The sequence below is a fragment of the Sporosarcina sp. FSL K6-6792 genome (genome assembly GCF_038004885.1).
GTDB classification, from domain to species: Bacteria; Bacillota; Bacilli; order Bacillales_A; family Planococcaceae; genus Sporosarcina; species Sporosarcina psychrophila.
In genome coordinates, this window is the sequence record NZ_JBBOSA010000001.1 from 3380675 (window position 1) to 3394877 (window position 14203).

Here is a 14203-nt window from a genome sequence, read left to right on the forward strand (position 1 = left end):
GGGAGAAATAGCAATGGATGAACAATTAAGATTTGATTATCAGCAAGAAATAGAACGGTTACAATCGATTTTTGGTTTCGACTTTGTCGCTCTGGCTCTTGTTGAGTCAGCGGAAATGCGTTTCGTCCAGAAATGGAAATACGTAACAGGCAATCGTAGCAACCGATATAAACGTATCACTTTGCAAACTGGAAAAGGTGTTGCAGGGCATGTTTTTAAATCAGGAAAACCATTTTTTGTTCACGATAGAGACCTGGAACTTGATTCAATGGATCTGTTTAACTATCCAATTATTATTGCAGAAGACTTAAAAAGTTTTGGAGCGATACCTCTTTATAAATATAATCGCGTCCATGGTGTGTTACTTGTAGCTTATCGAGAGGGAAAAAGGATGACTGCAGAAGAATTTTCAGGCTTTATAAATCATGTCGGCCTGAGATTCGGTCCGTATTATAATAAGGAGATGGTAAAACAGTGATGCAAATCGGGAGTTTTCAGTTGACAGACTTGTTAATGAAAATGTACGACAATTCAGCTGAGGCCATCTTCTTTTTTGACTCAGCTGGAAAAGTAATTGCTATGAATAGTGCGGCGGAACTTATTATAGGTGCGGAAGTACTGAATGGAATGATTGCGGGAGATGTAAAAGCAATTTGCATGTCTTGTAAAGGGTATACAAGTGAATCGGAACTTCAGACATGCCTATCCTGCTATTTGGTAAGTCCACAAAAAGATTTCAGCTCATTTCAAGTTTACCTGGACACGCAAGGCAAAGGAATAACTCCGTACACGGCAAGTTATCAGACCATCGATGAAGAAAATGGAATTCGTGTCTTCATGTTGAGAGATTTGACGAAGCAGTACAAGACACAAGAAACACTTAACCAGAAAACCATGATGAAAAATGTCATTAAAGCACAAGAAGATGAACGCAAGAGGTTGTCGAGGGAATTACATGATAGCGTAGCCCAGGAAATGTTAAGTTCCCTTGTTGACTTGCGTGTGTTGAAATACATGAATGTCGATTCTGAAGTACTCAAAAAGATTCAACAAGCGGAAGGCTCATTGATGCGTTTACTGGATGATATTCGTCACTTGTCTGTTGAGTTACGACCAGCTACTTTAGATGACCTTGGCCTCGAGGCTGCTTTTAGGACACATTTTAAATGGATTGAGAAAAATTATGGATTAATCGTTCATTTTACTGCTGAACTTGAAGCTAAAAGATATGAAGGTGAAATTGAGACAGTTGTCTATCGGATTTGCCAGGAGTCCATTCTCAATGCGCTTAAGTATGCAGAAACGGATGAAGTTTACGTTCGGTTGTTTGAACGTTCAGGAAACCTTGAATTGAGTGTGTATGACAAGGGTGCAGGATTTGATAAAAATAAAATCAATCCAATTGGTACGGGTCTTGGCCTTTATGGAATGAGAGAACGAGCAGAACTGGTGAATGGCCAGTTCGTTATTCAATCGAGTATTGGTAAAGGTACTTCTGTACGATTGGAAATCCCACTTAGAGCGTCTGAGGAAGGGGAGGATAGCAAATGAAAATAATTATTGCGGATGACCACGCCGTCGTTCGTAGTGGCTTTATGCATATCCTGAATTTCCAAAGTGATATGGAAGTCGTTGCCACTGCCGCAGATGGTCTAGAAGCATATGCTTTAGTCGCAAAGTACCGACCAGATGTATTGCTGTTGGATTTAAGCATGCCTCCCGGAGAGAGCGGTCTAATTGCTACCGGTAAAATTAATGAAGATTTTCCAGAAACAAAAATTCTTATTTTGACAATGCATGATGATGAAGAGTATTTATTTCATGTGTTAAAAAATGGAGCATCGGGCTATGTTCTAAAAAATGCGCCCGATGGTGAATTACTTGCCGCAATACGTACAGTTCACGCCGGTGATACGTATATTCATCCTGCTATGACCACTTCACTTGTCCGTGAGTTTGTTAAAAAGGGCACGGAAGTGGTAGAAGATGATCCTTTCAAGATCTTAACAAAACGCGAAATTGAAGTTCTTCCGCTTGCGGCAAAAGGGTTTGGAAACAAAGAAATTGCAGAGAAACTATATATTTCTGTTAAGACTGTCGAAGCGCACAAAGCTAGGATTATGGAAAAACTGCAGTTGAAAAGCAGACCTGAACTCGTTGAATATGCGTTACGCAAAAAACTATTAAACTTTTAGCAGAAAGGTGTGTTTCAAATGGCTGAGGCACAAAAGTTCAAGTTCGACTTACCAGCATTACGTGTGCTTGAAAATGAACATCGCTATTTAGAGTATTTAATGAGTGGCTGGCATACAATTGTTCTGGCTTTTGAACGGGATATCTATACTGTCAAAGAAGGCCACGAAGCATTGAAGTCACTTCGGAAACTCATCGTTGATTTCATTGAACCGTTAAAGAATCATACAGACAAAGAAGAAGAATTTTTGTTTCCAATGCTTGCCCAATACGTCGGTTCAGAACAGGGACCAGTCAATGCAACGGAGGAAGAACATGGTGAAATTGATGCCTACATCGGTCATTTTCTTCATCACACACGCGGTGATGTAAACCACTTTACGCTGGAGGAAATGAAGAAGGTTGTTCAAGACGCCGCAGAAGCATTTGAGGTTATCACTGTTCATTTTGTGAAAGAAGAATCTGTACTATTTTTAATGGTTAATAATATCCTTACTATCAAAGAGCAGGATAAACTCTATGAACAATTATATACTTCGATTCTTTAAGCATATTGCGTAAATTGCTAGATGTAGGGAAAACCCTTATAGGTTATCGGGGACTACCTACTATTTTACACTGAACTAATTCAATTATAATTAAAGCAGGGAATCAATGTCGGTTTCATTCAAAATACAATGATGGGATTGATTTGAATGAATAAAAAATTACAACTTCCATTGCAGACGGCGAACTTAGTAGTCGGTTTTATGGTATGGGTACTCATATCCTCACTATTGCCATTCATCCGGGAAGATATTGCTATTCCTGCCGAAAAACTTGCGATTGTAACTGCTGTTCCGGTCGTTTTGGGGTCTATCCTTAGAATTCCACTTGGCTATTATGCAAATATATTTGGCGCAAGAATTATCTTTTTTGTGAGTTTCATTTTACTCCTGTTTCCGGTATTTTACATAAGTGCTGCTTCAACGTTCGCGGATTTGATCGTTGGCGGTACGTTCCTCGGAATCGGGGGGGCTGTATTCTCCGTGGGTGTAACATCGCTACCTAAGTATTACCCGAAAGAGAAGCATGGTCTCGTTAATGGTATTTACGGTATGGGGAATATGGGTACTGCAATTTCAACGTTTGCTGCGCCAGTAATTGCCACACAAGTCGGTTGGTCAATGACCGTCAAATTCTATCTCGTACTGTTGCTTATCTTCGCGGCTTTGAATTTCATATTTGGTGACAAGCAGGAAGTGAAAGTGAAAACACCGATACTTGAGCAAATTAAAGGCGTTTATAAAAATGAAAAACTGTGGTTCTTCTCATTATTTTATTTCATTACATTCGGTTCGTTTGTTGCATTTACAATATTTTTACCGAATTTTTTGGTCACATACTTCGAACTGGAAAAAGTGGATGCAGGCATGCGAACTGCAGGTTTCATTGCAGTGGCAACATTCCTGCGCCCGGTCGGAGGATGGCTTGCTGACAAATTCCAACCGTTGTTCTTATTGATGGGTGTCTTTGCAGGACTTACATTTGCAGCTATTATTCTCGCATTTTCACCTACTATTGCATTATATACAGCGGGTAGTATGTTAATTGCTGTTGCAGCAGGAATAGGTAATGGTGTAATCTTCAAACTTGTTCCGTTTTACTTCAACAAACAAGCTGGAATTGCTAATGGGATTGTATCGATGATGGGGGGGCTTGGTGGATTTTTCCCACCTTTACTACTATCGATTATTCATTCGATGACAGGTTCCTATTCAATCGGTTTCATGGCATTCTCTCAAGTTGCACTTGCGAGCTTGGTCCTTGTCATTTGGCTTTATTATATGGATCGACTTAGCATGTCTGCAGAAGTCTTCAATTCAACGGGTCAAGGGATTCTTGTAACAGATGCTTCGGGAACAATTCAGTCTGTGAATCCTGCTTTTACAAGGCTGACAGGATATACCGAAGAAGAAGTGATTGGAAGTAATCCGAATATGTACAGTTCAGGTAGACACTCGAAAGAATTCTACACGTCTATGTGGAGTCAAATTGGTCAAGATGGATTATGGCAAGGTGAAATATGGAATAAACGTAAAAATGGCGAAGAATACCTTGAACTGCTGTCAATCAGTGCGGTGAAGGATGGTTCCGGAGATGTAACTCGTTACGTCGGAACATTCAGTGATATAACGCCGCGAGGCTAAGAGGGCATCCGGTCGTAAAGACCGGTAGCCCTCGCTTCAATTTATAGGAGGAGTGGACATTGGAAAATCGCTATACAAGGCAAACGCTGTTCAAACCAATTGGGAAATTAGGACAGGACAAGTTAAGTTCTTCCCACGTTGTTGTCATTGGGTGCGGGGCTTTAGGTTCAGCTGTTTCAGAGACACTTGTCCGTGGTGGAGTGCGAAAACTGACGATTGCAGATCGAGATTATGTAGAACCGTCTAACTTGCAAAGACAACAGCTATTTACCGAGAAAGATGCACGGGACGGCATACCGAAAGTGGTTGCTGCTGAAGCTCGTTTGAAAATGATTCGGGAAGACATTGAAATCGTAACCGTGCTTGATCATGTGGATGGATCCATTATGGAACAAATTATTGATGACGCTGATTTAATCATGGATGCGACGGATAACTTTGAAACGCGTCTGTTGATAAATGATATTGCATGGAAAAAAGATATTCCCTGGATTTATGGTGCGTGTGTAGGCAGTTCAGGTACAGTTTTTCCATTCATTCCAGGCGAGTCAGCTTGTTTCCGCTGTTTGCTACCGGTTTTACCGTCGGTTAATGAAACGTGTGATACGTCAGGAATCATTGCGCCTGCTGTTCAAATTACAGCGGCACATCAAAGTGCAGAAGCACTGAAATGGTTAACGGGGAATAAAGATGCAATGCGCAAGAAGCTATTCCATTTTGATGTATGGAACAATAAGCATATAGAAGCAGGGATTTCCCGTATGCGAAACGAAGTATGTGAGACATGCGGAAATACACCGACCTTCCCGGCGTTGCATCGAGCAGAAGATACCGGATACGCAGTGTTATGCGGTAGGGATACAGTGCAAATCATTCCGAACGCAAACCGCACATTGACGATTGAGGATGGGGAAACAGTCGCTAAAAGGCTGGGGTCACCCTATAAAGTGACACCATTTTTTGTGGAATTTAATGCGGATAGTTATCGCTGTATTCTATTTGGCAATGGTCGTTTGTTAATTCATGGATTAAAGGATATAAAGATAGGACGTAAATTGTACCATCAATTTTTTGGATGAAAGGGAGGAATCAGATTGTCACATTTGAATGAATCGGACAAAGAGAAGAAACTCACTTTTTGCGTACTGACGACGAGTGACACGCGTAATGTCTCGAATGATCGCAGTGGCTGGACAATTCGGCAAAAGCTTGAATCGGCAGGTCATCATGTATTTGAAACATGGCTTTGTCAGGATGACGCGATGGAAATTGAATCAATTGTCGAAGAATGGCTACGGAATCCTAACGTTCATGGCATTATTTCTACAGGCGGGACGGGCATTGGTTTTCGTGATGTTACTATTGAAACTGTGTCGACCTATTTCACAAAAACGATTGATGGATTCGGCGAGTTATTCCGTTACCTTAGCTATACAGAAGATGTAGGTTCAAAGGCGCTATTAAGCAGGGCTGCGGCAGGCGTGGTAAAAGAGAAGGTGTTTTTCGCGCTTCCCGGATCCGTTAAAGCAGTGGAACTTGCAATGGACAAGCTAATTTTGCCTGAAATTCACCATATTGTACATGAACTTACCAAACATCTAGAGGACTAACTTAATTCCGTAATTACTTATTTTAAATAAAAACCTAACGCTAACGAAATTTCTATATCGATTATTAGTTTGCATGGATGAGTTCCGTTGATTGTAACGGAAGGCGTCCGCCTGGAGTGTAAATCAACCTTGTAAGGATTTCAATACAAAATCCACTATTATAAAATTGGTTCTACTGACCAAAAAACTCACCTGAAGTGAGTCGTGGAAGAGAATTAGAATTGTCTTTCGTAATCGCCGTTTTTTCCACCTGTTTTACGTAATAGCATTGTTGGTCCAATAACCATTTCTTTGCCGGCCGCTTTGCACATGTCGTAAATAGTGAGTGCAGCAGCGGAGGCAGCAGTAAGTGCTTCCATCTCAACACCGGTCACACCTTTTGTCTTCACTTCCGCTTCAATCAATACTTCATAATGAGCAGATGATTTATCTATATTCCATTCGAAATGGATGTTAACACCTGTCAGTGGGATCGGATGACACATAGGAATTATGGATGATGTACTTTTTGCTGCCATGATTGCCGCGACCTGAGCGACCGCGAATACATCGCCTTTCTTATTGGTACCTTCTGTGATTTGTGAATGAATTGTTTCATTAACAATGATGGACGATTTTGCGATAGCTGTTCGAGTGGTTTCTGCTTTGTCGGAAACATCGACCATTTTTGCACGGCCTTGTTCGTTGAAATGTGTGAGCTCTGACAATGGAGTCATTCCTTTCGTACATATCTAATACATTCAGTATAGCAGAAGGAGGAGAATCTACATGGTAGAAATGAGAAAGCCTATCTTAGTATCTGAGGCTGTTCGACTCGTCATGGAACATAGCTATCTAGGTGGAACTGATACGATTCCACTTGAACATACATACGGAAGAATACTTGCGGAACCGATTATCGCAAAGCATGATGTCCCATCATTCGACAGATCGCCATACGATGGATTCGCTGTCCGTGCAAAGGACACAGAGGGTGCTTCTGGAGATAATCGTATACCTTTCACTGTAATTGGTGAAATTGGTGCGGGTCATGTAGCAGCTCGTGGAGTAGGTCCTGGAGAGGCATACAGAATCATGACGGGTGCCACGATACCGGATAATGCCAATGCGGTTGTCATGCTCGAACAGACGACAGAAGGAAAAGATCGTTTTACATTGCGTAAACCGTTTAGCGAAGGGGAAAATATATCCTTTAAGGGTGAAGACGCAAAGGAGGGGGAACTCCTTGTTGAATCGGGAGCATTTATCCATCCCGGTACAATCGCGTTATTAGCGACATTTGGTTATGCAACAGTCAAAGTTGCGAAACGACCAGTTGTTGGAATTCTTTCAACGGGAACGGAGTTGCTAAATGTGTCAGATGAACTTTCCCCTGGAAAAATACGAAACTCGAACGGATCGATGATAGCTGCCCAGTTAACTCGTATGGGATTAGGTTACAAATCATATGGCATGCAAGAAGACGATCTAGATGCATGCACAGAAGTCGTCAGAAAAGCTCTCATTGAAACAGATGTACTTATTACGACAGGCGGTGTTTCTGTTGGTGATTATGATCATTTACCCACAATCTATGAAAGGCTGGGAGCTAAGGTCCTATTCAACAAAGTTGCAATGCGTCCGGGTAGTGTAACGACGGTCGCCGTGCTTGGTAAAAAGCTATTATTCGGTCTGTCGGGAAATCCGTCTGCTTGTTTCACGGGTTTTGAATTATTCGCTAGACCTGCCATTCTTGCTATGCAAGGTGCAAACACACCGTATATGCCGCGCATGCAAGCGATATTAGGTGAAGATTTCGGAAAGCCGAACCCTTTTACCCGCTTCATTCGTGCATTCTGGGAAATGACATCGGAAGGTATTGTTGCAGTACCCGCAGGCTTTAATAAATCAAATGCAGTATCATCGATTGCCCGGGGAAATTGCCTTATCGCTCTTCCAAGCGGAACGCGCGGTTACACAGCAGGAACCCATGTTGATATTTTGCTGCTCGGTTCTGAGCAAGGCGTTAGTGAGTGGGTATTATGAAGACACTTCAAGTTGTCGGTTATAAAAATAGTGGCAAAACGACACTTACATCGAGATGGATTTGTTTATTGAAAAACAAAGGACTTTCAGTCGCTGTATTAAAGCATCATGGCCACGGTGGGCAGCCTGCCATGCCAAATCCATCGACGGATACGATGCAGTTTTTTGGTAGTGGGGCAGACGTTTCAGTTGTTGCAGGTGGGGGTGCGGTTCAAATCCTGTTGAATGAAGAGCCCGAATTTGCCGAGCTTAAGGTGCTGGCAGCAATCGGAAAACCGGATATTCTGCTCATTGAAGGGTATAAGAAAGAACAAGGGGAGAAAGTAGTCCTTCTTAGGGATGCCGGGGATTGGGAATCGTTAAGCAGATTGGATGGCATACAGCTAGTTATCGGATGTCCAGAAATTACAGCTGTTAGTTCACATATTGAATCTGCGCAGAATGTTGAACAACTCGATTCGTGGCTACTTGACTGGATTGAAAAGGAGGATGGCAATGAAACCGTTTGAAATTGTTGAAACAGTGATTGAACCGCAAAAATATACTGATTATGTCCTTCATGCTGGAGCAGGAGCTGTCACTGTTTTCACAGGACATGTCCGGGAATGGACACACGGGGTCCGAACATTATATTTGGCATATGAAGCCTATGTACCAATGGCCGAAAAAAAACTGGCGGAAATCGGTGGAGAAATGGAAGCGAAATGGCCAGGCGTGAAAGTGGCGATTGCTCACCGGATTGGGGAAATGCATATCTCGGATATTGCGGTAGTCATTGCAGTTTCCTCCCCTCATCGGAAAGCAGCATATGAAGCGAATGAGTATGCAATTGAACGCATTAAGGAAATAGTCCCTATCTGGAAAAAGGAAATCTGGGAAGACGGCGAAGAATGGATTGGCGGTCAAAAAAAGTATCCTGAAAAAGGAGGCGAACAAAAGTGATTAAAGTGAACTATTTTGCAAGGCTGCGCGAATTGACCGGCAAGGCGGAAGAAACCATCGAACGGGAATCGATGACTGTCCGCGAGCTGCTGGACTGGGCGGAAATGATGTATCCGGGTTTTGGGAAAGATACAGTGCATGTTGCAGTGAATGAAGAATATGCCCTAAAGGAAGATGTCATTCATTCGGGAGATATTTGTGCATTCATCCCACCTGTGAGCGGGGGATGAATGAGACAGTAGGCATCGTTCTGGCGGGCGGATTGTCGCGGCGGTTCGGTTCACCGAAAGCATTTGCTAAACTCAGAGATAAGTACTTTTATAAAATTGCAGTCGAAGCAATGTCGGCATCCTGTGACGAGGTTGTTATTGTGACACTACCTGAACTAATGGAACAATTTGGTGATGGTGAAAACCTGATGACTGATAAAGTGGAATATGCTGGACTCGGTCCGCTTGCAGGGATTCTGTCCGCGATGGAATCCGTGGAAGCGAACCGCTATGTAGTATTGCCGTGTGATATGCCGTTTGTAGATGATAAGGCTATATCGAAGTTGATAACGCTTCATAACGAATGTGTCACGGCTGTCATTTCGGATGGTAGATATCATCCTCTCGTGTCTATCTGGGATACGCAAATGAAAAATGCAGTGAAAGAAGCCTTGAAAAACAACCAACTGAGTGTAATGAAATTACTTTCTATTAGTACTACAGCGTGGGTTCAAGGAAGCGTTCTGACTGACGATGAAAAACGGATGTTCACGAACGTGAATACGCCGGATACCCTGGAAAGGGGATGACGAAATGGAAACAGTTAAAGATAAGCTCGGACGTCCGATCCGGGATCTCCGAATCTCCGTAACGGATCGCTGTAACTTTAGATGTGCCTATTGCATGCCAAAAGAAGTTTTTGGTGATGATTATGTTTTTCTACCCAAGAACGAACTGCTTTCATTTGAAGAAATTGAACGGTTCGCGAAGCTATTTGCGTTACTTGGTGTGAAAAAACTCCGCTTGACGGGCGGCGAACCGCTTATGCGGCGCGATTTGCCAAAACTGGTTGAAAAACTGATGAAGATTGAAGGAATTGAAGATATAGGGTTGACGACGAATGGTGTACTGTTGAAACAATACGCACAACCTCTTTATGATGCAGGTCTGCGTCGTTTGAATATGAGCCTCGATGCACTTAATCCGGAAACATTCGGTAAATTAAATGGACGCGGAATTAAACCAGAACTGATACTAGCCAATATCGATCATGCACAAAAGATCGGCTTTGAAATCAAGGTGAACATGGTTGTTCAAAAAGGCGTAAATGAGGAAGAAATTCTACCAATGGCCGCTTATTTTAAAGAGCGTGATATTACGTTGCGGTTCATAGAATTTATGGATGTCGGTAATGATAATGGATGGAGCTTTGAAAAGGTTGTCACGAAAAAAGAAATTTACGAAATGATCAGTGCTGTTTATGATATCGAACCGGCGGAAGAAGACTATTACGGAGAAGTTGCAAAACGTTATCGTTACTTGGATAATGGAGCACAAGTCGGTTTTATCACGTCTGTATCAGAATCATTCTGTTCAACATGTACGCGGTCCAGACTGTCGTCGGACGGTAAACTGTATACGTGCCTGTTCGCATCAGAAGGGTTCGATCTGCGTGAATTAATTCGCAGTGGACTGACAGACGCAGAATTGTTGGAAGTCATTACAGGCGTGTGGCAAAACCGTGGAGACCGTTATTCAGATGAGCGAACTGAACAGACAGCGAAGAATCGGAAAAAGATTGGTATGAGTTATATAGGTGGGTGAAGCGTTGCTGCGGCGACGCTTTTTATTATGGAGAGAGACGGAGGGGGATGCTGACTTTGTTTAGTTTTATGAGACTGTTGCTTAGTTTCACGGGAGTATTGCGAAGTCCATTTAAAACGTTTGGAACTTAAGTTGCAACGTCGCCTAGTTTGGGCAAAACGTTGTTAAGTTGTTCAAGTGTTGTGAAGTTTCGTGGAAACGTTGTTAAGTCTATTTAAAACGTTGCTTACACTCTTTAATAAAAAAACGGATCGCCTTACATCTAAGGCGATCCGCTTTCGAAATATACGTTCGCTATTAACCTTCATCTTCCACGACGACTGAGCGTCCTTTGAGTTTCAGCAACATTGGAACAAGAAGCCATAATGCAGCTACTATGATGAAAACAAGCGATAGCGGCTTTGTGAAGAAGATGCTGAATTCACCGTTCGAAATGGTGAGTGCTCGCCTCATGTTGTTTTCAATCATTGGACCTAATACGAGTGCCAAAACTAATGGAGCTACCGGATAATCATTTTTTGATAGTAAATAACCCGCTACACCACAACCAAGCAACAAGTATAAATCGAAAGTCGTGTACTGTACGGCATAAACTCCGAAAAATGAAATGGCGATAATAATAGGCAATAAGTACTTCTTAGGCGTTTGAATGATTTTTGCAAACACACGAACGAGCGGCATGTTCAGTACTAACAGCATCAAGTTGCCGATAAACATACTTGCAATGAGCCCCCATGCGATATCCGGGTGTTCGTCAAAGAGAAGGGGGCCAGGCTGAATGTTATACATGATAAGTGCGCCCATTAATATGGCTGTTGTACCGGAACCAGGGATTCCTAATGTAAGTAAAGGAATCATTGCGCCCCCTGAAGCAGCATTATTGGCAGATTCAGGACCCGCTACTCCGGCAATGTTCCCTTTTCCGAAGCTTTCGGGATTTTTACTGAACTTTTTCTCTGTTATATAGGAGAAGAAAGATGCGAGTGTTGCCCCGGCGCCTGGAAGTACCCCGATGAAAAATCCTAGTAGGGAACCGCGTACAATGGGAACTGCGCTGTCTTTCATATCTTGTTTTGTCGGGAGGATGCGATTGATTTTTGCAATGGCTCCGTCTTCTTCATCGCGTTCCAATACCGTTTTGAATACTTCACCAAGCGCAAACAATCCAACAGCAATTGTTAAAAATTCCAATCCGGAAAAAAGAATAGGCTGGTTGTATGTAAAGCGGGCAATTCCTGAAACTGCGTCAATGCCGATTGTTCCAAGCATAAGTCCGAAAACAGTCATCATCAATGCTTTCGTCATCGACTTTCCAGCAAGTCCACTTACAGCAGCCAAACCCAATAGCATTAAGGAAAAGTATTCTGCAGGGCCGAACTTGATTGCGACATTGGAAAGAGGTTGCGCTAATAAGACCAGACCGATTAGCGAAATGATTCCGGCGCAAAATGAGCCGATTGCCGAGATAGCCAAAGCTGCTCCGGCACGCCCTTGCCTAGCCATTTGATAACCGTCGAGCGTCGTGACGACAGACGAAGATTCACCAGGGGTGTTCAGTAAAATCGATGTTGTAGAACCTCCATACATTGCTCCATAATAGACTCCGGCAAGTAAAATGATTGAACTGGCAGCGGCTGCTTCTGTCGGCATTCCAGAAGTGATGGTTGCAGTAACGGGGATGAGAAGGGCAACACCGCTCATTGGACCGATGCCGGGTAACACGCCGACAGCCGTGCCGATTATGACCCCGACGAATGCAAATAATAGATTATGCCATTGAAAAGCAACACTGAAACCATCGGCTAAAAACTGTAAAGTGCTCATAGCTTAACTCCCTTCACGCTAAAATACAGGAAATCCTGGCAATGACCCGCCAAGAAGTTTCGCGAACAAATAATAAATTCCAAATGAAAATGCCGCTGCAATGATGAAGGAGGGCAGTAATCGGCCACGTTCCATTGTTTGGAAAGAGATGAGTAAAAATAAGAACGTTGAGATGACGTATCCGACCATTTCCAATAGAAATGCATACAAAACCGCGCTGCCAATAATAATAAGGAATTTCTTGTATTGAAGCTTCATTCCAGCTGTCGTTTCAGATTTGTATTTAAATGTTTCGAATAGCAATCTCAAACTTAAAAGAATTAAAATAATACCAAGCCACATTGGAAAGATTTTCGGTCCAACTGATGATCCGTAAGCACTGTCCGAAATTTTTTGACTTTCGATTACAAATAAGAGACCGATTAGTAAAAAGACGATGCTGGCATATCGATCGAACGTTTTACTCATAGTCTTTGACACCTCCCTAAAAGAAAAGGCGGCGCTGAAGCCGCCCGAATAATGTTATTTCTGCATTCCAAGTGCCGTTAACAATTCCACGATCACTTTATCTTGTTCTTCCAAATAGGTAGTGAAGTCGTCAGCATTACGGTACTCGCTTTCCCACCCATTTTTCTCTAATTCTGCGTTCCACTCATCTGATTCCACCATTTTCTCTAGCTTCTCGGACCAATAGTCATAAGCCGTTTCCGACATTTCCTTTGGACCGAAGATGCCGCGCCAAATGGTGAATTCGGCGTCAATTCCTTCTTCTTTAAATGTAGGGACTTCTGTCAATTCACCGCCAAGCCGTTCGGAAGAACTGACAGCGAGGACACGGACATCGCCGGATTTCAGATACGCCCCAATAGTGGAGGCATCTGTGGCGATGACGTCTGCATTTCCACCGAGCAATGCTGCGACTGCCTCTCCGCCGCCATCATACGATACATACTTTACTGTTTTTGGATCAATTCCATATTCAAATGCGGGCAAGACGCCGACAAGATGGTCCATCGATCCCGGAGCCGATCCGCCGGCAAGTGTTACCGATTTCGGGTCTTTCTTAATTGCTTCTAGTACATCCTTCAATGAATTGAACTTCGAATCCGCCTTGACGACAATAGCTCCGTAGTCACGCGTCAGTTGAGCCAATGGTGTTGTGTCTTTATAGCCGTAAGCACTGTTTCCTTCCGCTTTGTTATTGTTGATTAAGATTGGCGGAGATTTTACAAGAAGGACATGATCATTTTTTAGTTCTTTTGTTGCAAATTCTGCCATGTAAACAGCACCACCGCCGCCGGGTTTGTTTTCAACTACGATTGACTTATCGATTAGCTTTGTTTCACTCATCGTTTTTGCAATCGCTCTGGCAGTTAAATCCCATCCACCGCCTGCGCCGGATGGAGCGACAATTGTTATGTTACTCTCCGGATATTTCGAGGTAGCGCCTTCCACTTTTCCTTCAGATTCATCCGCAGAACATGCTGTGAGGCCGAGTGCCAGCATACTTGCTAGGGCAACCGTCGTAAGTTTCTTCCACATCTTCATGTAATCCCCCTTATAATTAAAAATGATGACAGCGTTTTCATTCGCTGTCATCAATCTA

The 14203-nt window shown here is 42.9% G+C and carries 17 protein-coding genes; 13 read left to right on the forward strand and 4 right to left on the reverse strand.

Annotation, left to right across the window (positions count from 1 at the left end):
• Positions 1-13 precede the first annotated feature (13 nt).
• From MKZ26_RS16585 to MKZ26_RS16615, 7 genes are all read left to right on the forward strand, one after another.
• On the forward strand, positions 14-478 hold the full coding sequence (locus tag MKZ26_RS16585; RefSeq protein ID WP_340741024.1) for a GAF domain-containing protein: 465 nt from the start codon (positions 14-16) through the stop codon (positions 476-478).
• On the forward strand, positions 478-1551 hold the full coding sequence (locus MKZ26_RS16590) for an ATP-binding protein (RefSeq protein ID WP_340767674.1): 1074 nt from the start codon (positions 478-480) through the stop codon (positions 1549-1551). Before MKZ26_RS16585 ends, MKZ26_RS16590 begins: the two co-directional genes overlap by 1 nt.
• Positions 1548-2195: a response regulator gene (locus MKZ26_RS16595; RefSeq protein ID WP_067213456.1), complete on the forward strand. Its 648-nt coding sequence runs from the start codon at positions 1548-1550 to the stop codon at positions 2193-2195. The genes MKZ26_RS16590 and MKZ26_RS16595 overlap by 4 nt, the downstream gene beginning before the upstream one ends.
• An 18-nt stretch (positions 2196-2213) precedes the next feature.
• Positions 2214-2741 carry a hemerythrin domain-containing protein gene (locus MKZ26_RS16600; RefSeq protein WP_340766845.1) on the forward strand — a complete coding sequence of 176 codons (528 nt, stop codon included), beginning with the start codon at positions 2214-2216 and terminating at the stop codon, positions 2739-2741.
• A gap of 147 nt (positions 2742-2888) precedes the next feature.
• A complete protein-coding gene (locus tag MKZ26_RS16605; protein WP_067213451.1) occupies positions 2889-4382 on the forward strand; it encodes a nitrate/nitrite transporter in 1494 nt (497 codons plus the stop codon).
• Positions 4383-4441: 59 nt separating this feature from the next.
• On the forward strand, positions 4442-5461 hold the full coding sequence (locus MKZ26_RS16610; RefSeq protein ID WP_340766846.1) for a ThiF family adenylyltransferase: 1020 nt from the start codon (positions 4442-4444) through the stop codon (positions 5459-5461).
• A gap of 15 nt (positions 5462-5476) precedes the next feature.
• Positions 5477-5992 (forward strand): MogA/MoaB family molybdenum cofactor biosynthesis protein, encoded by a 516-nt coding sequence (locus MKZ26_RS16615; RefSeq protein WP_231885732.1) that lies wholly within the window; start codon positions 5477-5479, stop codon positions 5990-5992.
• Positions 5993-6207: 215 nt separating this feature from the next.
• Here the strand turns inward: MKZ26_RS16615 and moaC are convergent, their stop codons facing one another.
• Complete coding sequence (gene moaC, locus MKZ26_RS16620; RefSeq protein WP_067213447.1) at positions 6208-6699, reverse strand: cyclic pyranopterin monophosphate synthase MoaC; 492 nt, start codon at positions 6697-6699, stop codon at positions 6208-6210.
• Positions 6700-6760: 61 nt separating this feature from the next.
• On the opposite strand from moaC, the gene MKZ26_RS16625 reads away from it, so the two are divergent.
• The 6 genes from MKZ26_RS16625 to moaA are packed head-to-tail and all read left to right on the forward strand — an operon-like array spanning position 6761 to position 10773.
• The gene (locus MKZ26_RS16625; protein ID WP_340766847.1) at positions 6761-8017 is read left to right on the forward strand and encodes a molybdopterin molybdotransferase MoeA; all 1257 of its coding nucleotides are present in this window, start codon (positions 6761-6763) and stop codon (positions 8015-8017) included.
• Positions 8014-8526 (forward strand): molybdopterin-guanine dinucleotide biosynthesis protein B, encoded by a 513-nt coding sequence (gene mobB, locus MKZ26_RS16630; RefSeq protein ID WP_338654840.1) that lies wholly within the window; start codon positions 8014-8016, stop codon positions 8524-8526. Before MKZ26_RS16625 ends, mobB begins: the two co-directional genes overlap by 4 nt.
• Positions 8513-8959, forward strand: a complete 447-nt coding sequence (locus MKZ26_RS16635; protein WP_187046079.1) for a molybdenum cofactor biosynthesis protein MoaE — start codon at positions 8513-8515, stop codon at positions 8957-8959. Before mobB ends, MKZ26_RS16635 begins: the two co-directional genes overlap by 14 nt.
• Positions 8956-9189, forward strand: coding sequence for a molybdopterin converting factor subunit 1 (moaD, locus tag MKZ26_RS16640; protein ID WP_067213436.1), 234 nt, complete (start codon positions 8956-8958; stop codon positions 9187-9189). Before MKZ26_RS16635 ends, moaD begins: the two co-directional genes overlap by 4 nt.
• Entirely contained in the window at positions 9186-9758 is a 573-nt protein-coding gene (gene mobA, locus MKZ26_RS16645; RefSeq protein ID WP_340766848.1) for a molybdenum cofactor guanylyltransferase, read from the forward strand. The genes moaD and mobA overlap by 4 nt, the downstream gene beginning before the upstream one ends.
• 4 nt (positions 9759-9762) lie before the next feature.
• A complete protein-coding gene (moaA, locus tag MKZ26_RS16650) occupies positions 9763-10773 on the forward strand; it encodes a GTP 3',8-cyclase MoaA (protein WP_067213432.1) in 1011 nt (336 codons plus the stop codon).
• A gap of 297 nt (positions 10774-11070) precedes the next feature.
• On the opposite strand, the gene MKZ26_RS16655 is transcribed toward moaA, so the two are convergent.
• From MKZ26_RS16655 to MKZ26_RS16665, 3 genes are read right to left on the reverse strand one after another with little or no spacing between them, the layout of a single operon-like run.
• A complete protein-coding gene (locus tag MKZ26_RS16655; RefSeq protein ID WP_067213428.1) occupies positions 11071-12597 on the reverse strand; it encodes a tripartite tricarboxylate transporter permease in 1527 nt (508 codons plus the stop codon).
• 18 nt (positions 12598-12615) lie between these two features.
• Positions 12616-13065 (reverse strand): tripartite tricarboxylate transporter TctB family protein, encoded by a 450-nt coding sequence (locus tag MKZ26_RS16660; RefSeq protein ID WP_338654845.1) that lies wholly within the window; start codon positions 13063-13065, stop codon positions 12616-12618.
• A gap of 54 nt (positions 13066-13119) precedes the next feature.
• Positions 13120-14139 (reverse strand): Bug family tripartite tricarboxylate transporter substrate binding protein, encoded by a 1020-nt coding sequence (locus tag MKZ26_RS16665; RefSeq protein WP_370569925.1) that lies wholly within the window; start codon positions 14137-14139, stop codon positions 13120-13122.
• Positions 14140-14203: the final 64 nt, after the last annotated feature.

Excerpts from the sequence above, each read along its gene's own strand:
- mobB (WP_338654840.1), top strand. The coding sequence starts at position 8,014 with ATGAAGACACTTCAAGTTGTCGGTTATAAAAATAGTGGCAAAACGACA.
- MKZ26_RS16635 (WP_187046079.1), top strand. The coding sequence starts at position 8,513 with ATGAAACCGTTTGAAATTGTTGAAACAGTGATTGAACCGCAAAAATAT.
- MKZ26_RS16585 (WP_340741024.1), top strand. The coding sequence starts at position 14 with ATGGATGAACAATTAAGATTTGATTATCAGCAAGAAATAGAACGGTTA.
- moaA (WP_067213432.1), top strand. The coding sequence starts at position 9,763 with ATGGAAACAGTTAAAGATAAGCTCGGACGTCCGATCCGGGATCTCCGA.
- MKZ26_RS16625 (WP_340766847.1), top strand. The coding sequence starts at position 6,761 with ATGGTAGAAATGAGAAAGCCTATCTTAGTATCTGAGGCTGTTCGACTC.
- MKZ26_RS16590 (WP_340767674.1), top strand. The coding sequence starts at position 478 with ATGCAAATCGGGAGTTTTCAGTTGACAGACTTGTTAATGAAAATGTAC.
- MKZ26_RS16600 (WP_340766845.1), top strand. The coding sequence starts at position 2,214 with ATGGCTGAGGCACAAAAGTTCAAGTTCGACTTACCAGCATTACGTGTG.
- MKZ26_RS16655 (WP_067213428.1), bottom strand. The coding sequence starts at position 12,597 with ATGAGCACTTTACAGTTTTTAGCCGATGGTTTCAGTGTTGCTTTTCAA.
- MKZ26_RS16665 (WP_370569925.1), bottom strand. The coding sequence starts at position 14,139 with ATGTGGAAGAAACTTACGACGGTTGCCCTAGCAAGTATGCTGGCACTC.
- MKZ26_RS16660 (WP_338654845.1), bottom strand. The coding sequence starts at position 13,065 with ATGAGTAAAACGTTCGATCGATATGCCAGCATCGTCTTTTTACTAATC.
- MKZ26_RS16595 (WP_067213456.1), top strand. The coding sequence starts at position 1,548 with ATGAAAATAATTATTGCGGATGACCACGCCGTCGTTCGTAGTGGCTTT.
- MKZ26_RS16605 (WP_067213451.1), top strand. The coding sequence starts at position 2,889 with ATGAATAAAAAATTACAACTTCCATTGCAGACGGCGAACTTAGTAGTC.
- mobA (WP_340766848.1), top strand. The coding sequence starts at position 9,186 with ATGAATGAGACAGTAGGCATCGTTCTGGCGGGCGGATTGTCGCGGCGG.